Source organism: Cytobacillus luteolus, from assembly GCF_017873715.1.
Classification (GTDB): domain Bacteria; phylum Bacillota; class Bacilli; order Bacillales; family Bacillaceae_L; genus Bacillus_BV; species Bacillus_BV luteola.
Genome location: NZ_JAGGKM010000005.1, coordinates 306,626 through 329,641, shown reverse-complemented (window position 1 = coordinate 329,641; position 23,016 = coordinate 306,626). Strand labels below are relative to the sequence as shown.

Sequence of the window (23,016 nt, the reverse complement as noted above, 5' to 3'; positions counted from 1 at the left end):
TGGGATATAAGTCATAAAAACAGGTATATTGTCCTAAAAGAATGAAGATTATCAAATGCAGTCGAATAAAAATAAATGAATAATGACTAGTTTTTTACAAAACTTAAATGTATTGAGGTGAATTGCATGGAAAACGAGGGATTGAAAAATAAAGGCCAAGTCGAATTAAACAGGTCAATTAGTACAAGTGGTTTTTTACAATTTTTTATTCCATCTGCCATTGGTATTATTCTGTTTGTTATACCCTTTCCATATGAGGAAGGCGTAACCATTCCGGTTGCAATTTTAGCCAAGCAGGTCCAAGCGATCCTTTCAGATTCATTGCCTTATATTGCGACAGCTTTCGTCGTTCTTGCGGTTGTACTCTCTCTCTTCACAAGCTTAGTAAAACCAAGATTTATTACGAAATCTATTTTCTTTAGTAAACTTTTTAAAGTTTCTACCTTTTGGTTGATTGCAAGACTCATCGGAATGGTATTTTCGATAATGGCCTTATTTCGAATCGGGCCTGAATGGATTTGGTCAGATGTAACTGGAGGATTATTACTATTTGAACTTATACCTGTTCTATTCTCCGTGTTTTTATTTGCGGGTTTACTTTTACCGTTATTGCTCGACTTTGGCTTATTGGATTTATGTGGAGCAATGCTTAAAAAAATCATGCGTCCTCTTTTCACTTTACCTGGTAGGTCCTCTATTGATTGTTTAGCATCCTGGTTAGGAGATGGAACAATTGGTGTCCTACTAACGACAAAGCAGTATGAGGAAGGATATTATACAAAACGAGAAGCAGCTGTGATAGGAACAACTTTCTCGGTCGTTTCCATTACCTTTACAATTGTAATCATTGCCTATATGGATCTTGAGCATATGTTTGGCCCTTTTTATTTATCAATTGTGGTTGCAGGATTGGTTGCTGCAATCATCTGCCCAAGAATTCCTCCTTTGTCACGAAAACCTGATACGTATTATGAAGAGGCAGAAAAAAGGCTTGATGAAACTATCCCTGAAGGTTTAACTCCTTTTAGATGGGGCCTCCTTAAAGCAGTATCACATGCTGAAAGAAATAATAATTATGGTGCTGTTGTAAAAGGTGGTATCGGAAATGTACTTGATATGTGGCTTGGTGTCATACCAATCGTGATGGCCATTGGAACGGTTGCTTTAGTCATTGCTGAATTCACACCTGTCTTCACATACTTAGGTGCACCGTTTGTTCCCATCTTAAATGTGCTCCAGGTGCCTGAGGCAAATGAAGCAGCACAAACGATGGTTATCGGATTTGCAGATATGTTTCTACCCGCAATCATCGGAAGTAGTATTGAAAGTGAACTGACTAGATTTGTGATCGGAGCCGTTTCCGTGACGCAATTGATTTATATGTCAGAGGTAGGAGGTCTGTTACTAGGGTCAAAATTACCTGTATCTTTCACTGATTTAGTGATTATCTTTCTACAGAGGACATTTATTACATTGCCAATTATCGTGCTTTTTGCACATCTATTTTTTTAAGTTTTTTTTATCATTTTACTATTATTTGTCCACCCTTCGAATAGACTAAAAGTAAAAAGAGAACGGAGTGGAGTTACTTTGAAAACCTCTAGAATTTTAAAATGGGTAACAGGTGGTCTTGAAGCATTATTAGGAATCCCCATCATTGGTGGGTCAATCGTGATCGGGTTCCTCTGGACGCCATTAATACTCATGCTTATTCTTCATATTGTTGCCCTTGTTTTCTCTGTGAAGGAAAATGAAAAGCGACATGGCAATATCTTAGGAATTGTTACATCTTGTCTTGCTTGGATTCCATTTTTAGGGATGATTATGCATATTGTAACAGCTATTGTGCTTATGATTGATGCGAGTAAAAGCGAGACAGTATTAACTAGTGAACAAGACCAGTTGTAATGTTAGCAAGACCATTGTAGAGTCAGTACCTCATACAATGCTCTTTTTTTGAGCATTCACCTTCTTAGGCATTTCTCCTAATTTACGTAAATTTGTACTCCTGCCCATCCGAGAACAAGCTTTCCTCCATAGGGTATAAGTGAACAAAGTAAACGAATATCTAGGAGGAAATGATATGTATAGAAATGCCCATCCAAACGATACAAGATTTCTAGGAGGAGCAGGTTTAGGACCATTAACTACCGGACTAATTGGTGCTGGAATTGGTTATTTAGGCGCCGAGCTCTTAGACGGACCTGATTACCCTGGTTATGGTTATCCTGGGTATGGTGCAGGCTATGGACCTGGTTTTGGTGGATATGGCCCTGGTGTAGGTGCTGGATTTGGACCTGGCTTTAGTGGATATGGCCCAGGAGTTGGAGCTGGATATGGTCCTGGTTTTGGCGGTTATGGACCTGGCTATGGTGCTGGATTCGGACCTGGTTTTGGCGGGTATGGACCTGGAGCTGGATTTAGAAGAAGATTTTAATTTTATAATAGAAAGTGAATAGGAAAGATAGCCCTTTAAAGATGAAAAAAATCCAACATGCGCTGTTGGATTTTTTGTACATATGTTTTTAGTTAGAATATAAGCTAAGTTCGTTAAACCGCTTTATTTTCCCACTTTTTCTGGTCATATACAAACAATATACCTAATTCATGATGTTCACCGTCGTAAAGTGCACGTTGTACGAAACGGACTTCACCATTCGTATCGACAATTTCCAGTTTACAATATGCTCTGTTTTTTTGAAGAGCTTCGTAAAATCCACCTTCAGATTTCACCGGGATGCTATTTACTTTTGTAACTATTTCACCCACTTGTAAGCCCATTTTTTCAGCAGGAGTTTTTGGAATGATCCCTAATATCATTAAACCATGGTCCTTTCTTGAAAAAAAGAACGGCATTGAATCGTCTGTTAATCGGTGATGAATGGATATGAGTTCTCGCCCAATTAGTGCTAAGGAAGCGCCAACAATGGCGAGTAACGGATACCAAATGCTCCCTACTGCTAATGCAGCAAGTACGATTCCATGAGCAATAATGCGTTTCCCAATAAACCGTATACCATCAGAAGGAAGCATACCTAGTGTTTTATTTTGAAATCCTATTGCAAAAGGAACGAATGTAAGTGCATATTGGCCATCATTAAGTGAAAAAAGTGGCCACCATTGAAATTGTGTTTGAAGTACCTCACCGGGAAGTATTAGAAAAACAGGAACCATCCACAAACGTCTTGTAAGGTGTGAGCCTACCGGTAAGCCACGCTTACTTTGTTCAATATGAGGAGATGTCCCCTTGGTACCATTCTTTAGTACGAGTAACCCCTCTGAAATAACTAGCAGTGCTAATAACACTACAACAGCTGTTAAAGACGTATTTTTAAAATCTTCTATCAAACCTTGTAAAAAGCTAGACTCACTACTTAGAGTTGATAGAAAGATGATACCAAACATCGAAAAGCCAATAACATAGGATGGTGATAACCAACGTAGACTAAAGGTTAAGCTCAATAAAATAGTGATAACCCCAATTAAAGCAATTGTCCCGAACGGCATAACCACTCCTGAACCAATGGTTATAATAGACAGCACTAAACCTAAAATAACCCCCATTGGTAAGAGTGAACGTAATTCATAGAACCCATCATGCAGCCTCGTATGAAACACTTTTCTCTCCCGCTTTACCCGTAAATAACCAAGGAAGACCGCCATACCAAAGAGCCCATAAAAAAGTGGGTGGAGAAAAAGCCGACCAATTCCCTTTAAAAATTCAACTAACCACAACTCTATCAATGCTTATCACCGCCCTTTATCCATTTCTCACTACGATTCTAGTAAACTTATCCTTTATTTTACCAAAACCTCTTACGAAAGCATACGGATTTTATTGGAAAATTTAGAATGGGGGTTAAATGCTGGACATTTCAATCATTTACGTGTGATATATCAGTCAGGTAGGACTGTATATCTGTTGCTTTCTTTACATTTTCCGGGTTTTCAATATATATCGGTCGAATTAGATATCATATCGGTCGATTTCGACTTCTTATCGGTCAATCTGAAATTTTATCTGTTGATTTTGACATCTTATCGGTCAATCGGAGAGATGTATCGGTCTATCAGGATATCCCATTCAGAAAAAACCTCATATAAAAATCCCCTCCATCAACGGGAGGGGATCTCATTTCACCTATTGAAACAACACTTTCATCGCTGTTTGCAGCTGGATATCATTTGCTTCTTCACGTACTTTTTCAAGTAATTGTGTTTGAATTAATTCAGCTGTCGCTTTATCTATTTTACCTGTAGGCGTTACCTTATTTGTTTGTTGGAATGCTTTAACGGCAGTTTCAGTCTCTTTACTGTAATAGCCATCAATACGTCCTGTTTCAAATCCAAGTCCTTTTAGCATAAGCTGAGCATTTTTCACTTGCTCATTATTCATATCAGGTACTAAATCCTTTTCAAGTTGTATTGGATTACTGTAGAAGTAGTCAGGTTGTTTTACATCAATTGTAGGCTCTACTCCAGTTTTATGAATCCAATTGCCATCAGGTGTAAGCCATTTAAACATCGTTAGTTTAATATTACTTCCATCACCCATTGGGACAGCTTGCTGAACAGTGCCTTTACCAAATGAAGATTCACCAACAACATGATAACCACCCGCTTCTTTCAGTGCACCTGCTAAAATCTCAGATGCCGAAGCACTACCACGGTCAATTAGTACATTAATTGGATAGCCCTTCTTCTCTTTTAGTGTAGAGAAAAAGCGTTGTTTATTACCTGTACGATCTTCAATTTGTACATAAGGTTTTTCCTCTGTAATTAGATGCTTAAGGATTTCCTCAACACTTTCGAGGTACCCACCAGGATTTCCACGAACATCTATTACTAGCCCATCAATTTTTTGCTTTTCCAGCTCATCTAGGCTTACAACAAAATCCTTTGCAGTGTCTTCTGCAAACGATGTAATTTCAATGTAACCCACTTTTTTACCATTGCTCTCTTTTACAGAGCTATAGACGGTTTCAATTGGTATCTCATCTCGTGTCACATCAATTTTTATAATTTCAGTAACTCCAGGACGGATGACATCTAGCTTAACAACCGTTCCTTTTTCACCACGAATTTTCAAAACAGCTTCATATAAATCTAAGCCCTCAACATTTTCACCGTCTACTGCAAGAATTTGATCATTTGGCTTCAAACCAGCTTTTTCAGCTGGAGAATCTTTAAATGGAGCAACAATGGTTACCTTCCCATCGATCATACTCACTTCTGCACCAATTCCCTCAAAAGAGGAATCAAGTGACTGGTTAAATTGTTCGGCAGTATCTTTATCCATATAAACAGAATAAGGATCTTCTAATGTGCTGACCATCCCTTGAATAGCACCTTCAATTAACTCATTTTCATCCATTTCTTCAACATATCTTGACTTGATTAAGTCATATGCTTGCCCAATCTTCTTTAACTGTTCTTGAGCATCTTCGCTCGGTTCAGGCTGTGCAGCTTGATTTTCCGAGGCTGTATCATTACCCGCTACTAATGGTGTACCATCTAGTACCTCTGTAGCTACATACATTCCCCCTGCACCAATTAGCATTGATAGTGCCATGTACATTGCAAGAATTTTACGACTCAAACGACTCATCCTCCTATCCCTTTACCAATCGCTGTTTTTTACTAATGTATAAATGCCTTAGGTAGCCATTTCTTATAAAACAGCCTAAATAGAACAAGTGCAATATCATTAGTGTATGATTATGGAAATTTCTTATTCTATTTCTTTTTCTTCCATTACACTTGCAGGAAAAGGCACCACACATGCATTGTGCGATGCCTTTGGTTAACTATATGAAAAGCTTGTTCATTTTATGAATTTTTAAATAATGTAGACTACTATTAATTATAGGTTAATTTTAAATGATGTAAAGTAAAACCTTTTCTAAAGATTGAAGTTAATCGCAAATGTGTAAAGACAATGAGAAATAATTGTTCGACGTATAAATGGCCCAAAAGGTTCATATACATTGATATACCTGTTGGCACTACAACTAGACACTTCATCATACGTACATGATTAGGTAAAAAGGTACGCGTGGTATCACATATTTTTTTAAGGAGGTCCTTATGAGTAAACAACAAAAGTATTCTATACAGTATCCTAGCAAGGTTGTAAGCATGCAATCACAGGATCGAGTCCGTTTTTTAGAAAGAAATTATCAGCTTACAGATTTGCGCCATTCTACTCACTGGAATATCAGGGTGGCTGCTCCCCAAAAGGCTGACGGCTTCAAAGTATTCGTATTTGCATCAAGTATGGAAGGTTATACACAGGGCTATGACCTACCAATATTTGAAACGGTCAAAACATATCCACTTGATGATGCGATGAAATTAGTAGAATTCTACACTAATCTTGCAAATGAAGATAAAATGTACGAAGAGCCAACACTTAAGCAAAATAAGCTTCTAATCAATTCATTAAGACGTAAGCGAATCTTGCTTTTACGTGTCCCTAAAAAACGATTGAAAACAAAAACATCTGAAGAATAAACATTCTTCAATCCACACCGATAAAATTCTGGTGTGGATTTTTACTTTTTTATATATAATTTATGGTATTGATAGAATCTGATTACTGAGGAGATATGTGGGATGGTAGCATTTAAAGAGCTTACGGCAAAACAAGACTTTATTGAAGCTTTTAAGGTTATGCATGAATTACGCACTCATCTAGATGAAGAAGGTTACTTAGAATTACTTGAACCTATGCTTAGCGAAGGGTATCGTATGTTGGTTGCCATAGAGGACGGCGAGATTGTAGCTGTAACAGGCATTATCCAGCTAACAAACTTCTATAATGGCAAACATATTTATGTCTATGATTTAGTTACAGCTGAGGCGTACCGTTCAAAGGGCTATGGTGAAAAGTTACTCTCTTACATTCATACTCTAGCAGAGCAGGAAGGCTGTTCGTCCGTTGCCCTCTCTTCAGGACTTCAACGTAAAGATGCACACCGTTTTTATGAAGAGAAAATGGGATATGCCAAAACAAGCTATGCGTTTGTAAAAACACTATAAAAATAAAGTGCGCCAGAGATTATCTCAGCGCATTTATTTTTCAAACAAACGTTTGATGAATTGGGTTGAGCCCAGTGTTATCAAGGTGTTGAAAAATCCAATCAAACGTTTGATTGGATTTTAGGTAATGATTATTTAACTTGGATTACGATTTTTCCTACAGCTCTTTTTGACTCACTAAGCAAGTGCGCTTCTTTTACATCAGATAAAGAGAAGATAGTTCCAACTACCGGGCGAATCTTTCCTTTTGATAGCAAGGTAGAAAGTTGGTCTAAGCTTTCCCCATCAGGGCTACTAAATATCAAGTTATAGTGTATACCTTTTGCATCTACTAGTTGTTGACTCGTTGGAGAAAGTCGACTTGTGATTGAAATAATTTTTCCATCCTCTTTTGTAGCACCAACTAATTCTTTAATTTGATATCCCCCAACTGTATCAAAAATGACATCGTATTCTGATGCTGGAAGACTTTCTTTTGTATAATCAAGGACAAAGTCTGCTCCCAATTCTTTCACGAGTTCACTGTTTTTTGTGCTTGTCGTGGCTGAAACAATGGCCCCCTGTGCTTTTGCCAACTGAACTGCAAAGCTTCCAACACCACCAGATCCACCTAACACAAGGACTTTTTGACCCTCCTTCACTATCGCCTCTTTAACTAGTGCATGCCAAGCTGTAATTCCAACTAAAGGCACAGAAGCAGCTTCAACAAATGAGAGATTACTAGGTTTTAGAGCAACAAACTCTTCATTTACTGCAACAAACTCTGCATATGTCCCATTTCTATCTAAGGAAGTATAACTGTATACCTCATCTCCTACCTTAAACTTCTTAATATCAGAACCAACTGCAGCCACTACCCCAGCTACATCATATCCCAATACAACAGGAAATTCGTGAGCTACTCGTTCTTTAAAATAACCCTCTCTAATCGCTATATCTACGGGATTTATTGCTGAAGCATATACTTCTATTAGAATATCTTTTGGTCCAACTTCAGGTAGTGGTGCTTCAATTTCTTTTAACTGTTCAATTCCACCATAGTTTTCAATCGCAATTGCTCTCATTTTTTCCACTCCTTATGAATATGTTGTTTCTTTTAATTTTCCATTTTCATAGTCAGATACAGGTCTAAACGGAATAACAGGGGCACTTTCTATATGAATGAGACGTTCTTCAAACTGTTTAAAAAGTTCCTTTTTTCCTTGCTCATCAATTCCAGCTGTGAAGACAAATGGTTCAATCACATCCATTCCGACAAAATAAAGCTTTTCATGCTGGATGTTAAATAATCTCTCAGAAAGTTCCCCTTTCAAATGATTTTTACCGAAGTTCCGTAAATCTTTACCTCCAGTTGTAAATGAAAGCATTGCTTTTTTGCCTCGTAAGTTTCCTTGATCATATGCACCTGGCCCATAGGCAAATCCATAAGCAAACACCCGATCAAACCAGCCCTTTAAAATAGCTGGAGCTTCAGTCCACCACATCGGAAATTGAAAAATAACAAGGTCTGCCCAAGTAAGTTTTTCTTGCTCGTCTAAAATATCTTTTGAGAATGTTCGGTTTTGTGATGCATGATACTGTTCACTAATGTAACTAAAATTATCTGAGTTTTTTATCGCAGTAAAATCATCCAGGTCTGCAATTGGCTTGAAATTCATTTTGTATAAATCAGATACTTTTACTTTATGTCCTTGTTTTTCTAAAACTTCAACGGCCGTATCTTTCAAAGCCGCATTTAAAGAAGTTGGACTTGGGTGTGAATAGACGATTAAAACATTCATAAGTCTCTCTCCGTTCTAATGTATTGAGTTAATTAGTTTTGTTCTATTTTTATAGAACTTAATAGTTAATCTTATTATAATCGAATAATTAACAATTTCAACCAAAAAATATAAAAAATTATTTGTAGTTTGTTTAATTGTTAATGTGGGATTGTTTTGTTATTATCAAAACAAGAGTATTGTTCGTTGGAGGTAGAAACATGACATATAAAGTTAAGGTTGATTATTCACCTATCTATGAGTTGATAAATAGTCTTGAGTTATTTGTTTCGAAGAAGTTTGTGAAGAGCCTAGATTTAGGCATTGATTGGGTAAAGTCGGTTGAAGAACAGATTGAACCAGGTTTGCTTGAGGAATTACGTTCAAAGGATGTCCCATGCCTTTCTTACTTAAATGTTCTTTTATATCTATCACCGCAAAAAGAAGAGATTACTGGATTTATAAACTGGCTACAAGAGCTAACACCTGGTAATTTGTATGAGCTACTTTCTCCAATAATCGCTGATAACCTACCTAATGATTTAGGAACGATTCGAGATAGCTATGTCCATTATCTATCACTATGGAACAAAGCTTATTTTTCTACCTTTGATCCGCAAGTATTAGAGGAACTTAAGAAATCAAAGGCTTATTATGAAAGCTTATCAACCACCAAATATTCAACAGACTTAGTTGAAAAGGCTTCAGGTGGGATTCGTATCGAGCCATTTGAAGGGCTTAAGGAGGTTGTACTTGTTCCGGGTTATCATAATACACCTCTCACGGTATATTGGAAATACAAGAATACGTATATCATTCGCTATCCTGTAGATATAGGTAGTGAGGACGCTTCCCAACCATCTAAGCAGTTAGTGAGGTTAACGAAGGCTCTGGCAGATGAAAATCGTCTACGCATTTTACAATACGTTGCAAATGAGCCGAGAACGTTTACGGATATTTTGAATTACATTAATATTTCTAAAAGTACGGTACATCATCATATCATGGCACTACGTTCTGCTGGGTTAATTAGTGTGTATCATACGGATCAGTGTTGTGCAGAGTTATATCGTTACCGTGCTAGTGGGTTTAGTGAGTTAGCAGATAGTTTTCAGGAGTTTGTTCATCGGGTGATTAGACCTTCTCAGTAGAGGAGGTTTTTTAAAGTTAAAAGATTATAGTGTTCAAATGGTACCCGTTCCTTTTCGCTGCAGGCACTTGCTTTCCGTGGGGAGGAAGTCGAGCCTCCTCGACGTTCCGTCTGCGGGGTCTCGACCTTTCCTCTACTTCCCGCAGGAGTCAAGTGCCTTCCGCTTCATCCCACTCTGACTTCAAAATATACTTAAAATCAACCCCTTACAAAAAACAATTTGAAATAAAAAACACCTGAATCCCGATGGAATCCAAGTGAAATTCATTATATTTAATATTTCTTTATAAGCTTTATACTCGCTATAGGAGAATCTTCTTGTTCACTCTGATTATAAACCCAAAGCTCTTTTAAACCTTCTAAGTGATAAAGCACGAAATATCTTCCATTTACATCACTAATTTCTGATATCTCTGGTTCTCCCAATAGTGCAGTTAAATCTGCTAGATAATACTCTTTTTCAGGTGCATATTCGATTACATAAATTGTATCGTCTTCTTCTAAGTAAGAGTACCCATACACATAATTTCCATACTGAAGTATGTTTGCTCCATCCCATACATCCTCAAGATCAGGCTCACCTAGAGTTTCTTTTATTTCTGCGGCTGTTGAACCTATGCCGAAATCTGCATTTGCTAATTTGCCCTCATTTAGCAAGTTTTTAAAATCTTCATTGAAAAACTCATGAGTTGGGCTTTCAGCTGTTTCTTCGTTCTGTGGAGCCGTTTCCTTAGATTCTGGAGCCTCATTCGTAACTTCAGACTTCTCATCCTGCGCACAACCAGCTAACACCATAGTAAGAATAAATAATAAGATAAAATACTTCATAAGTCCCCTCCTCATGCTACTTCATAACGACAACTATAAGATATGTTTATTTTACCATTTTTTCACGATAAATGTCGAAGTATGGTAGGTATGTATTTTGAGTTATGTTTTTACGATAGGGTTCGAAGATGGGACTGGTTTTGTGAGGAGATATAAAAAACCACATCTAATTCAAAGATGTGGTTTCATAGGTTAAAAGTTTATATATTTACGAGGGTCTACTGAGTTGGATTTTGAATTATTCCATGGTCCTTTATGGATTTCAAAGTGTAGATGCTTTCCATAAGATCTACCCGTGTTCCCCATGTAACCAATTCTTGTACCCTTATCAACAGACTGGCCTTCACTCACATTACGTGACTCTAAGTGTGCGTAAACTGTTGTGTAAATTTGTCCATTAATATTATGGGTTATAAACACTACATTTCCATAGCTACTTGAATAATACGAACGGAAAACGGTACCGGCTGCTGCTGCAACTACCGGGACATTCGCAGAGCGATTCGCAATGTCTACCCCTGCATGCAATGACCCCCAACGATGTCCATAGCCCGAAGTTAGTCTTCCTGTTGTTGGATTCATAAAGTTTCCATCTGTCACTTTAGGAGTTTGTCCTTTTTTTCTTGCTTCCTCTATTTCACGTTGTCTCTTTTCCCATGCTTTGATTTCTTTTTTAATCGCAGCTTCCTGTGCAGCTAGAAGTTTTTCTTCATCTTCAAGCTCTTCTAGGTGGGAGTGAATTTCTTCCTCTTGTTTCTTTAATTGAGACATGATCTCATTTTTTTCCTTAATATGCTTATTTAGTTCCACTTTCATGGCTTCAAGAGATGTTAATTGATTTTCTAAATTAGCTAAGTGGACTGTTACTTCTTCCTCTTTTTTCTCTTTTAGAAGCTTGTCCTCTTGATGTGTTTTAATTATATCTTTATCTGCCTGAACAAAAGTAGATAATGCACTAAGTCTATCAATAAAGTCGCCAAAGTTTTGTGCACCTAATAAAACATCAATATAACTTACGACTCCGCCACTTTCCTGAATCGAGCGCATTCTTTCTTCTAGCAATGCATCACGCTTTTTGATTCTTTCAGCAACTTCCAAAATTTGTGCTTGAAGCAGTTGAATTTCTTCTTGTGTAACAGCAATTTCCGCTTCTTTTTCACGCATTTTTGCGTTTGTTTCAGCAACTGAGATATCTAGTCGTTTAATATCTGCTTCTAATTTTGCTTGTTCCCCCTGAAGTGATGAAATCTCGTATTCTTTTTCATTCATTTCAGATTTCACATCGGAACGTTTCTCCTGAACCTTCTTCTTTTCATTTTCAAGCTGTGTATTCTTTCCAACAGCCCATGCAGTGTCAATAGATGAGGTTGATAGGAATGTACCGATTGCAACCATCATTCCTATACTGATAAGTAAAAAACGTCTTCTCATTTATCCTGTTACTCCCTTCTATTTTCAATGGTCATGGTAACGAACGCTTGAGGTTAAGTGACTTCATGAAGTACAGATACCATATCTTTCTTTTATAAAAACTATTAAACTCTTAAGAATTTACGAACTGACATTAAGCTTCCCCAAACTCCGATAATCGAACCAATTGATACTAGAAGGATAGCAACCTGGATGGCAAATGGTTGGAATGGAAGTAATTGAAAAAATGTTCCTGCTAATTTGGGTTGTATCAAATCTAAAAGATAATTATAAGAACCTAGAATCACTGAAATTGGAATAATTGAACCCAATGCCCCTAAAAATAGACCTTCTAGGAAAAACGGCCAGCGAATAAATGAATTCGTAGCTCCTACTAGTTTCATAATTTCAATTTCTTTTCTTCTGGCAACAATCGTTATTTTAATAGTGTTAGAGATTAAGAACATCGCTGTAAATATTAGTCCCATAATTAATGCGAGTCCAATATTACGAGAGATCTCTACTGCACTAAATAACTTTTCAATTTCACCTTGTCCATATTTAGCTGAAGCTACATTTGAAAAACGTTCAATTTTTTTAGCAACAACCGAAATATCATTCGGTACTGTTGTTTTTACAACAAAAACATCATGTAATGGATTATTTTGTTCAACTAGTGCGAAGATAGACCCTTCATCCCCCAAGCTTTTTTTCAAATTTTCAAGCTCTTCATCTTTGGATGAAAACACGATTTCTGATACCTGTGGTATTTTTTCGATTTGTTTTCTGAGCTCTTCCTGATCTTCAGGTGTAGCTGTAAGGTCAATATGAACACGTATACGCACATCTTCTTCAATGGAAGTAGCCATGCTATTTAGGTTCATCATTATAACGATAAAGACACCTACAAGTAATAGGGTTACGGTCACAGCACTAACGGAGGCAAATGTCATCCAGCCATTACGTCCAAGGTTCTTGATGCTCTCACGTAAATGACGAATTAAGGTACTAAACTTCATAGCCGTAGTCACCCCTAACTTCATCACGTGCAATTTTTCCATTTTCAACGGCAATTACACGCTTCTTAATTGTATTAACAATTTCACGGTTGTGTGTAGCCATAACAATGGTAGTACCACGGTTATTAATTTCTTCAAAAATCCTCATAATTTCCCACGACGTTTCAGGGTCAAGGTTTCCTGTAGGCTCATCCGCAATCATTACGCCTGGTGCATTTACAATTGATCTAGCAATTGATACACGTTGTTGCTCTCCACCTGACAGCTCGTCTGGTAAAAATCTAGCTTTATGTTTTAACTTAACTAGGTCTAAAACATCCATGACACGCTTTTTAATATGACGTGGATTTTCTTCGATGACCTCTAAGGCAAAGGCAACATTTTCATATACTGATAGTTTTGGTAATAGTTTAAAATCTTGAAACACGACACCAATATTTCTTCGTAAAAGTGGAACCTTTTTTTCCTTCAACTTTGAAAGGTTGATTCCATTTATCATAATGACACCTTTTGTTGGTTTTTCCTCACGGTACATCATTTTGATAAAAGTTGACTTCCCTGCACCACTTGGTCCAACAACATAGACAAATTCACCTTGTTTTATCTTTATACTAATCCCATTAACTGCGAGGACGCCGTTAGGGTATTTTTTATATACATCTAGCATTTCTATCATGATCATTCACCTGATTGTTAGTTTATAGTCAAACCCTTATGTTTTTGACGACATTCTTCTATCAGAAATGCCGAATCTAATATTTTACTTTTCTACAAAATAGTATAATTCTTTCTCACCTTTTTCATTATACCATCATATTTCGCCAAAATCAGACCTAAAATTATTACATTTTTATTTCATGGAGGGATTTTTGTCATATGTTGGAATAATTATTGTGTAGAGGAACATGAATATGTTTGGAGAAGGCTGTATTGTAGAGGTGAGATTTAGGTTCGGTAGGGGTTGGTGAGGTTGCAGGGGGAACCTGGCTGAATAAGTGACGGATTCCGACTCGTTTGGTGTGGGTACAGGCGAACCTGGCTGAATTAGTGGCGGATTCGGTCTCGTTTGGTGTGGGTACAGGCGAACCTGTCTAAATAACTGCTGGATTCCGACTCGTTGGATGGGCTTATAGGGAAACCTGTCTGAATAAGGGGTGGATTCCGACTCGTTGGATGAGGTTACAGGGAAACCTGTCTGAATAAGTGATGGATTCCGACTCGTTTGGTGTGGGTACAGGCGAACCTGTCTAAATAAGTGCTGGATTCCGACTCGTTTGATGGGGTTACAAGGAAACCTGGCTGAATAAGTGATGGATTCCGACTCGTTGGATGAGGTTACAAGGAAACCTGGCTGAATAAAGGGTGGATTCCGACTCGTTGGATGAGGTTACAGGGAAACCTGGCTGAATAAGGGGTGGATTCCGACGCGTTTGGTGCGATTGCAAGGGAACCTGTCTGAATAACTGCTGGATTCGGACACGTTTGGTGCGTTTGCAGGATAACCTGTCTGAATAAGTGGCTGATTCGGACTCGTTGATGCGATTATAGCGAAACCTGGCTGAATAAGTCGTAGACTCAAAACCAAAAAACAAAAAAGGCCTCCGTCAATGACAGAAACCTTCATTTGGTTACCTTATTGCTTACCAGCTAACCAAGCAGCAACAGCTGTTGCTTCTTCGCCTTTAACGATACCACCTTGCATGATACCTTGGCCTTTTAAGATAATTGATTCAATTTCTTCTTGAGAGTACTTAGATCCTACAGCATTCAATGCAGGTCCAGCTCCTCCAGTTAAATCTCCACCGTGACATGCTGCACAGCTTTGTTGATAGATTTTTTCGGCGTTTGCAGTTGTAGCGCCTGCATCCCCAGTATCAGCCGGTTCAGCTGCATTATCGCCTCCACCGCCGCATGCTGCTAGCACTAGCGATGTTCCGAATAGTAAAGCAAGTAGCTTTTTCTTCACACAATACTCCCCCTAGAGTAATATTTGGAAATACATCTCTATTATAACCAATTTACGCTCGTTTAAAACCCTCCCCCAACACCTCGGAAGCGTCCATAACCACGACAAACGCAGACGCATCAATGCTTTTGACCAATTGTTTCAATTTAGTGAATTCTGTTTGATCAACGACACACATAAGGATTGGACGCTCATCATCTGTATAACCGCCCACTGCTGATAGTCTTGTAACCCCTCTATCAATTTTTTCAAAGATTCCCTTGCTCACTTCATCTTGTTTAGTAGTGATAATAATAGCCATCTTTGAATAACCAAAGCCTACTTGAACTAAATCGATTGTTTTACTCGTTGCAAACAAACCAATTAAAGCATAAAGGCCACCTTCAAGGTCAAAAACAAAAGCTGCTGCAATAACAATCATTCCATCAATTAGGGCAACACATGTACCAAGAGATAAACCTGTGAACTTATTCACGATTTGTGCTGCCAGGTCCGTTCCACCTGTCGAAGCATTTCCCCTGAACGCCAATCCTAATCCTATACCTACTACCACTCCACCGAACAGGGCACCTAATAGTGGGTCTAATGTGGCAGGCTCCATGTCTCTTGTAAGGAAAACGACAAATGGTAAAAAGAGTGTTCCTATTAATGTTTTAATTCCGTACTGTCTTCCTAGAAAAATAACACCTGCTATAAAAAGTGGAATATTGAAAGCCCATTGAACAAAGGCCGGTTCCCACCCGAATAATGAATCAAAAATTGTACTTATCCCACTTACTCCACCAGAAGCAACTCTGTTTGGTAATAGAAATAAGTTGAATCCAATCCCGACGATTGCTGAGCCAATTAATATGTAAATATACTCCTTGAGTAATTGAATCCTAGGATTAAATGTATTATTTCTACGTCTTTGTTTTGCTGACATCATCATAATTTATTTCCCCCAAACACTGCGAATACTAACAGTTGTTCATACAACCTTTGAGAGTATAGCACGGGTGTGTAAATGTGTAAACGCCATTGGTATAACGTGTTAAAGCGACAAAATTCTTGTTTTGCTGATACAGCAACTTCAAGACGGATTTTGTGCTTTTGTGAATAGTTTGTGTCAATGTGGGTGGATGCATGCGAAGGATTCGACAAATGCCACGCACTTGTCGAATGCTGAGCGAGGTTATTGCCCGTTCGACAAATGCCACGCACTTGTCGAACACATCCCCCAATCCTGAAGAATTCGACAGATACGTGGCATTTGTCGAATAAACATCAAACAAAAAAACCTCTGAAAACATCCAGAGGTTCCACGGTTATTCTTTTACTAACTCAACCAACTTAGCTGTAGCGTTGTCCGTGTTTTGGATGAAGGAGACAAGCTGGCTGTTTTGGTTGTTGTGGTTTTCGAGTGATGCTGAGATTTCTTCTAGTGATGCTGTTGTTTCTTCTATTATGGCTGCAAAGTCACCAACGGATGTTTCGATTGCTTTTGAAGATGTGCCAATGACCGAAGTAATTTCCTCAAAGTGGTCTACTGTGCTGTTTAATTCATTGACGGTTTTATCAATTCTTGAGAAGGCATCCATTGTTTGCTTAGTAAGGTCTACACTCTCAACCATTTTCTTCGCATTTTCTTCCATTTGTGTTTTTGAGACTTTTGTACTTTCATTAACCTGTAAAAGGTTCGTAGAAATACGGTCTGCCGCATTTGACGTTACTGATGATAACTTTCGAATTTCTTCAGCTACTACTGCAAAGCCTTTTCCACTTTCACCCGCACGTGCTGCCTCAATCGAAGCGTTTAGTGCTAGTAAGTTTGTTTGAGACGCAATTTCTTGGATATGATCTGTAAATCCAGTCGTTTCATGAATCTTTTCAACTAACTGGTTCATCGTTGTTGACATACTGTCGATCGATTTTTGGAACTCTGAGATTTTCGACAATAAAGTATTAACTGTTTCGCTACCAGCTTTTGAAGCTCCATTCGCTTCATCTGTTTGAGATCCTAAGTTACTTGCAGCGTTTACTAACTTGACAACCGTCAGATTAAGACTCTCAATTGATTCTGTAATTGTGCTAGCTGCCTCGTTTTGAGTAGCCATACCAGAAGAGATTTCTCCAACTGCTATACTCATTTCATTAAAAGAATGAAGCTGCTCTTCACTTTGAACACGTACTTTACCAAGGTTTTCACTAATTGTTTTCGTCCCTTCAATCAGCTGCTCACCCTGTTTAGTCTGTTGATCAAATAACAATTGTGTTTTTTGTTGTAATTCATTCATATCGCTCTGCATTTTGAGTGATACTCGATTTAAAAATATAAGAGTTAAGACAATAAGTGAAAATAATAAATAATAAGTAACAATGACTCTTAAATCGAATTGAAGGGTAGCACTAGAGATATAAAAGAAGTTAGCACTTAATGCTACTGCAAATACAACTCCAGTAATTAATGTAGAGCGCATGTTATAAATTGCAATTGTCGTTAACAAGTAAAACGGAATTAGAATCATTGTTACTGATTCACTAGCAATCATAATAAAATACAAAACAACACTCAAACCTACTATTGAAAAATAAGGAGTTTTAGTAATCCAAATTTTCTTGTGGTTTAGTAAAAATAGAATCAGGACAAATAGTCCTCCTCCGATCGCAATGGTTAGAATCATAGATAAAGGCTGTTTAATTGCAATGTCAACAATAATAGCTAAAATAACTGAAATGAATGTTACGGTTGCTACTAGTTTATTTTTACGAGTAATGTCTAGTAACCGTAACTGCTTAAGTGAATTGACTTGCTCTGACATAAAGAATCCCCCCAATTGTTGATACTAGTACAATTTTACAATATTTTTATACCAAAAGAAATAAGTTGTCGAAAATTGTTGGAATTAATACAAAAGTATGAAAAAAACATTAACACTTGGTAAATAGTGTAAAACTAGATTTTATTTATAATTGCTTGTTTTTACTATCTTAATATATCATTTGAAATATCTCGAAGCTAAGGTTTCTGTATCTCATATATCGGCTATATATTTTGTCTTATATAGTGGTAAATAAATACAAAAAACCATCGAACAGAGTTGTTCGATGGTTACATAGTGTTTAATTTAATTTAGAACGTAGGTACGCATCAATAAATGGATCCAAGTCACCATCCATTACACTTTGGGTATTTCCTACCTCAGTGTTGGTACGGTGATCTTTTACTAGCGAATAGGGGTGGAAGACGTAAGAACGGATTTGGCTTCCCCATCCAATGTCCTTTTGTTCTCCACGAATTTCTGCTAACTCAGCCTCTTGCTCCTCTATCTTCAATTGGTAAAGCTTAGCTTGAAGCATTTTCATCGCACGTTCACGGTTTTTAATTTGTGAACGCTCTGTTTGACAAGTTACTACCGTATTTGTTGGAGTATGGGTTATACGAACCGCTGAGTCGGTTGTATTGATATGCTGCCCACCCGCTCCACTTGCACGGTACGTATCAACTTTTAAGTCTTCCGTACGAATCTCAATATCAATTTCGTCATTGAATTCAGGCATAACTTCACAAGATACGAAGGAAGTATGGCGACGGCCTGATGCATCGAAAGGAGAAATACGGACGAGTCGATGAACCCCTTTTTCTGCTTTTAAGTAGCCATACGCATTGTGTCCTTTAATTAATAGGGTAACACTCTTGATACCCGCTTCATCTCCAGGTAAGTAGTCTAGTGTCTCTACCTTGTAGCCTTTTTTCTCAGCCCAGCGAGTGTACATACGAAGGAGCATTGAACCCCAATCTTGAGACTCTGTACCACCAGCTCCGGGGTGAAGCTCTAGGATGGCATTGTTTTTATCATGCTCTCCACTTAATAATAACTGGAGTTCGAATTCATTTAGCTCTTTTGATAGAGCCTTGATTTCAGTCACAAGTTCAGCTAATAGCTCTTCATCTGGCTCTTCTTTTACAAGCTCATACGTTAGTTGAAGGTTTTCATAGTTCTCTGATAGCTCTGTGAATTGATCTACTGATTCTTTTAAGGCATTTGATTCGTTAATCACATTCTGAGCAGCAGATTGACTGTCCCAGAAATTCGGCATTGTCATTTGCTCCTCTAGCTCTGTAATTCGTGCTTGCTTAGCCTCTAAGTCAAAGAGACCCCCTAAAGTCGTTTAAACGTTTATCCATTTTTTCAAGCTCTTGTTTTATCTCTACTAGTTCCATACGTTCACCTCATAAAATGATGTCAATCTTAAAAGGTGAGAGAAAAGCCTCTCACCTTGATTTCTTTATTGACCACAACAGTTTTTATACTTCTTGCCACTTCCACAAATACAAGCGTCATTTCGCCCAACGTCTAGAGACTTTTTAACCGGTTTCTTCTTCGGTTTTTCGTCGCCATCTTTCGGATGAACTGCTTGACCTTTTGCAACCTCTTGACGTTCTAGGTTGTTACGAATTTGAGCTTTCATGATATATTTTGCAACATCTTCTTCAATTGATGCAATCATTGTTTCAAACATTGCAAATCCTTCAAATTGGTATTCGCGTAAAGGATCTGTTTGACCGTAAGCACGTAGGTGAATCCCTTGACGTAGCTGATCCATGGCATCAATATGATCCATCCATTTACTATCAACTGCACGAAGAACAACTACTCTCTCAAACTCACGCATTTGTTCGGCTGATAGCTCATTTTCTTTTTCATCATAACGCTCTTTTACTTTTGAAAGGATAAGCTCAGTGATTTCTTCTGGCTCTTTACCTTTTAATTGCTGCTCAGTAAGGTCACCTTCGTTTAATAGGTTACCATTAACAAACTCAGCAATTGATTTTAACTCCCACTCTTCTGGTAAGTCACTGCTTGTATGAATGCCTACGTTCTTTTCAACCGTTGATTGAATCATACGTTCAACCACTTCACGAAGGTTTTCTGAATCTAGTACTTCAAAACGCTGTTTGTAAATAACTTCACGTTGTTGACGAAGAACATCATCATATTGTAAAAGCTGCTTACGAGCATCAAAGTTATTACCCTCAACACGTTTTTGTGCTGACTCAACTGCTTTTGATACCATTTTACTTTGGATTGGCTGAGTATCGTCCATTCCAAGACGCTCCATCATGCCTCTCATATTGTCTGAACCAAAGCGACGCATTAACTCATCTTCCATTGAAAGATAGAATTGCGTAATACCTGGATCACCTTGACGTCCAGAACGTCCACGTAGCTGGTTATCAATACGTCTACTTTCATGACGCTCTGTACCAATTACTGCAAGGCCGCCTACTTCTTTTACACCTTCACCAAGCTTGATGTCAGTACCACGACCAGCCATATTTGTTGCGATGGTTACCGCACCATATTGACCAGCATTCTCAATGATTTCAGCTTCTTTTTCATGGTTTTTCGCATTTAAAACATGGTGCTTGATGCCTTTTTTCGTTAAGTATCTAGAAATTAACTCAGATGTCTCAATCGCAACCGTACCAACAAGTACTGGTTGTCCTTTAGCATGGCGCTCTGCAATATCTTCACACACTGATTTAAACTTGCCATCGATTGATTTAAAAATTAAATCAGGACGGTCATCACGAGCGATTGGTCGATTCGTCGGTATTGAGACAACATACATATTGTAAATATTACGGAACTCTTCTTCCTCAGTTTTTGCTGTACCCGTCATACCGGATAACTTTTCATACATACGGAAGTAGTTTTGGAACGTTATCGTAGCAAGTGTCATGCTCTCGTTTTGAATTTCCAAGCCTTCTTTTGCTTCAATTGCTTGGTGTAATCCATCACTATAACGACGGCCTTTCATTAAACGACCTGTAAATTGGTCAACGATCACAACCGCACCTTCATCAACAACATAGTCTACATCTCGGTGCATACTTGAATTCGCTCTTAGCGCCTGATTAATGTGGTGAATTAAAGCTACATGGCTGATATCAAATAAATTCTCGATACCGAATGCCTTCTCAGCTTTTTCAATTCCTTTATCCGTTAATTGAACACCTTTTGATTTTTCATCATACGTATAGTCTTCTTCTTTGGTCAGCGTACGAACGAATCCGTTAGCTTGAATATAAAGAGAAGTCGATTTTTGAGCTGAACCTGAAATGATTAACGGTGTACGTGCTTCATCGATTAATACGGAGTCAACCTCATCAATTACTGCATAATGAAGTGGACGTTGAACCATTTGTTCCTTGTAAAGGACCATGTTATCACGTAGGTAATCGAAGCCAAACTCATTATTTGTTCCATATGTAATATCAGCGCGGTACGCTTCAATTTTTTCCTCACGAGAAAGAGCATTTAAGTTCAACCCAACTGTTAAACCTAAGAAATTATATAGCTCGCCCATTTCTCTAGCATCACGGCTTGCTAAGTATTCGTTGACCGTGATTACGTGAACACCTTTGCCAGTTAGCGCATTTAAATAAACAGGCATTGTCGAAGTTAATGTTTTACCTTCCCCTGTTTTCATCTCAGCGATATTACCTTCATGAAGGGCAGCTCCCCCCATTAACTGAACATGGTATGGATGTAAGCCTAGTACACGCTTAGCAGCTTCACGAACAACCGCAAATGCTTCTATTAATAGACTATCTAGTGCTTCTCCCTTTTCATAGCGACCTTTAAATTCAGCTGTTTTTAAAGGGAAATCAGTATCTGAGAGCTTCTCCATCTCTGGACGTAACTCTTCAATTTTAGCAGCTAGCGCATCAAGCTTCTTCAAGCTACGTTTATTCGGATCGAACACTTTATTTAAAATTCCAAGCATCAAAAACGCTCCTCTGTTTTCATTTAGATGGTTTTTATATGTAAAAAATAACCTGTCTACGTTCTATATCTTGATAGAACGTAAATATTGGTGGTTATAGCTTGTAAAATAAATCAACTTTAATTTTAACATTAATAGGGAATCGGAACAACATTTAACGGGAAAAGGAAGTAGAAAGGGTGTAGCCATATGACTACACCCTTAGATATTAATTCGGCTCAATAATTCCGTATTTGCCATCACGGCGTTTGTAAACAACATTTGTGTTGTTAGTAGATGCGTTTGTGAAGACGAAGAAGTTATGGCCTAACATGTTCATTTGTAGGATGGCTTCTTCATTGTCCATTGGTTTTAGGTTGAAACGCTTTGTTCTCACTAACTCAAAGTCTTCGTCATCCAGATCTTGAACAGCCACGTTAGTTGTTGTGCCATTTGTTGCTTCAAAGAATGCACGAGTGCCGCCTTGATCACGAAGCTTGCGATTTACTTTTGTTTTATGTTTACGAATTTGACGCTCTAGTTTATCAACTACGAGGTCAATCGCTGCATACATATCAACATGAGATTCCTCTGCACGTAGTACTAATCCCGTCATTGGAATCGTTACCTCTATTTTAGATTGCTTATCATTGTAGACTTTTAGGCTTACATTTACATTGGCATCCGGAGTACCGTCAAAATAGCGTTCTAATTTACCTAGTTTTTTCTCAACATACTCTCGTAATGCTGGAGTTACCTCAATGTTTTCACCGCGAACGTTGTAATTCATACATGAACTCCTCCTTTGAAATCGACCAGAGTGACTAGTCATTAGGGATTACTAGCACCAACCTTGAAGTGCCTAGCCTTTCGACATAACCTGAGTTAACAAGTTATTTCTTGTGGCTATATTACTACAATTCTACATTACCCTTTCCTATTCCTGCTTAAACCTAAAAATATTTTGTGAATGTTTTGTGAATTCAAATAATTTTAAGTATAAGAGTATATGACTTGAATTCACCGGTTATGACAGGTGCTAGGAATGTATCTGTTTCTCATTGGATAAGCTAAGGGGTTTAGTAGAAC

The 23,016-nt window shown here is 37.9% G+C and carries 20 protein-coding genes; 6 read left to right on the top strand and 14 right to left on the bottom strand.

Annotated elements, in window-relative coordinates:
- Positions 1–126 precede the first annotated feature (126 nt).
- From J2Z26_RS16065 to J2Z26_RS22325, 3 genes are all read left to right on the top strand, one after another.
- The gene (locus tag J2Z26_RS16065) at positions 127–1,512 is read left to right on the top strand and encodes a YjiH family protein (protein ID WP_193534500.1); all 1,386 of its coding nucleotides are present in this window, start codon (positions 127–129) and stop codon (positions 1,510–1,512) included.
- A 78-nt stretch (positions 1,513–1,590) separates the two neighbouring features.
- Entirely contained in the window at positions 1,591–1,908 is a 318-nt protein-coding gene (locus tag J2Z26_RS16060) for a hypothetical protein (RefSeq protein WP_193534501.1), read from the top strand.
- A 175-nt stretch (positions 1,909–2,083) separates the two neighbouring features.
- On the top strand, positions 2,084–2,437 hold the full coding sequence (locus J2Z26_RS22325) for a hypothetical protein (protein WP_193534502.1): 354 nt from the start codon (positions 2,084–2,086) through the stop codon (positions 2,435–2,437).
- A gap of 113 nt (positions 2,438–2,550) precedes the next feature.
- On the opposite strand, the gene J2Z26_RS16050 is transcribed toward J2Z26_RS22325, so the two are convergent.
- Entirely contained in the window at positions 2,551–3,744 is a 1,194-nt protein-coding gene (locus J2Z26_RS16050; protein ID WP_193534503.1) for a PDZ domain-containing protein, read from the bottom strand.
- Between the two features lie 397 nt (positions 3,745–4,141).
- Entirely contained in the window at positions 4,142–5,599 is a 1,458-nt protein-coding gene (locus J2Z26_RS16045) for a S41 family peptidase (RefSeq protein ID WP_193534504.1), read from the bottom strand.
- Between the two features lie 488 nt (positions 5,600–6,087).
- Here J2Z26_RS16045 and J2Z26_RS16040 point away from each other — a divergent pair, with 488 nt between their 5' ends.
- Positions 6,088–6,513 (top strand): hypothetical protein, encoded by a 426-nt coding sequence (locus J2Z26_RS16040; protein ID WP_193534505.1) that lies wholly within the window; start codon positions 6,088–6,090, stop codon positions 6,511–6,513.
- A gap of 102 nt (positions 6,514–6,615) precedes the next feature.
- A complete protein-coding gene (locus J2Z26_RS16035; RefSeq protein WP_193534506.1) occupies positions 6,616–7,041 on the top strand; it encodes a GNAT family N-acetyltransferase in 426 nt (141 codons plus the stop codon).
- A gap of 131 nt (positions 7,042–7,172) precedes the next feature.
- Here the strand turns inward: J2Z26_RS16035 and J2Z26_RS16030 are convergent, their stop codons facing one another.
- Positions 7,173–8,105 carry an NADP-dependent oxidoreductase gene (locus J2Z26_RS16030; protein ID WP_193534507.1) on the bottom strand — a complete coding sequence of 311 codons (933 nt, stop codon included), beginning with the start codon at positions 8,103–8,105 and terminating at the stop codon, positions 7,173–7,175.
- A gap of 12 nt (positions 8,106–8,117) precedes the next feature.
- On the bottom strand, positions 8,118–8,822 hold the full coding sequence (locus tag J2Z26_RS16025; RefSeq protein WP_193534508.1) for an NAD(P)H-dependent oxidoreductase: 705 nt from the start codon (positions 8,820–8,822) through the stop codon (positions 8,118–8,120).
- A gap of 200 nt (positions 8,823–9,022) precedes the next feature.
- Here J2Z26_RS16025 and J2Z26_RS16020 point away from each other — a divergent pair, with 200 nt between their 5' ends.
- On the top strand, positions 9,023–9,952 hold the full coding sequence (locus tag J2Z26_RS16020) for a winged helix-turn-helix domain-containing protein (protein ID WP_193534509.1): 930 nt from the start codon (positions 9,023–9,025) through the stop codon (positions 9,950–9,952).
- Positions 9,953–10,224: 272 nt separating this feature from the next.
- Here J2Z26_RS16020 and J2Z26_RS16015 read toward each other — a convergent pair whose 3' ends face one another.
- From J2Z26_RS16015 to hpf, 10 genes are all read right to left on the bottom strand, one after another.
- Entirely contained in the window at positions 10,225–10,779 is a 555-nt protein-coding gene (locus J2Z26_RS16015; protein WP_193534510.1) for a DUF4309 domain-containing protein, read from the bottom strand.
- 192 nt (positions 10,780–10,971) lie between these two features.
- Positions 10,972–12,210 (bottom strand): murein hydrolase activator EnvC family protein, encoded by a 1,239-nt coding sequence (locus J2Z26_RS16010; protein ID WP_193534511.1) that lies wholly within the window; start codon positions 12,208–12,210, stop codon positions 10,972–10,974.
- Between the two features lie 104 nt (positions 12,211–12,314).
- The gene (gene ftsX, locus J2Z26_RS16005; protein ID WP_193534512.1) at positions 12,315–13,208 is read right to left on the bottom strand and encodes a permease-like cell division protein FtsX; all 894 of its coding nucleotides are present in this window, start codon (positions 13,206–13,208) and stop codon (positions 12,315–12,317) included.
- Positions 13,198–13,884, bottom strand: a complete 687-nt coding sequence (gene ftsE, locus J2Z26_RS16000) for a cell division ATP-binding protein FtsE (protein WP_193534513.1) — start codon at positions 13,882–13,884, stop codon at positions 13,198–13,200. The genes ftsX and ftsE overlap by 11 nt, the downstream gene beginning before the upstream one ends.
- Before the next feature lie 957 nt (positions 13,885–14,841).
- The gene (gene cccB / locus J2Z26_RS15995; RefSeq protein WP_193534514.1) at positions 14,842–15,174 is read right to left on the bottom strand and encodes a cytochrome c551; all 333 of its coding nucleotides are present in this window, start codon (positions 15,172–15,174) and stop codon (positions 14,842–14,844) included.
- A 52-nt stretch (positions 15,175–15,226) separates the two neighbouring features.
- A complete protein-coding gene (locus tag J2Z26_RS15990; RefSeq protein WP_406565545.1) occupies positions 15,227–16,099 on the bottom strand; it encodes a YitT family protein in 873 nt (290 codons plus the stop codon).
- A 382-nt stretch (positions 16,100–16,481) separates the two neighbouring features.
- Complete coding sequence (locus J2Z26_RS15985; RefSeq protein ID WP_193534516.1) at positions 16,482–17,975, bottom strand: methyl-accepting chemotaxis protein; 1,494 nt, start codon at positions 17,973–17,975, stop codon at positions 16,482–16,484.
- Between the two features lie 301 nt (positions 17,976–18,276).
- Positions 18,277–19,378 (bottom strand): peptide chain release factor 2 gene (gene prfB / locus J2Z26_RS15980; RefSeq protein WP_193534517.1). Its coding sequence is split into 2 segments (ribosomal slippage): positions 18,277–19,305 and positions 19,307–19,378, totalling 1,101 coding nucleotides; the frame shifts between segments, so codons are not numbered across the junction.
- Between the two features lie 65 nt (positions 19,379–19,443).
- Positions 19,444–21,948: a preprotein translocase subunit SecA gene (secA, locus tag J2Z26_RS15975; protein ID WP_193534518.1), complete on the bottom strand. Its 2,505-nt coding sequence runs from the start codon at positions 21,946–21,948 to the stop codon at positions 19,444–19,446.
- Positions 21,949–22,156: 208 nt separating this feature from the next.
- On the bottom strand, positions 22,157–22,717 hold the full coding sequence (gene hpf, locus J2Z26_RS15970) for a ribosome hibernation-promoting factor, HPF/YfiA family (protein WP_193534519.1): 561 nt from the start codon (positions 22,715–22,717) through the stop codon (positions 22,157–22,159).
- Between the last annotated feature and the right edge of the window lie 299 nt (positions 22,718–23,016).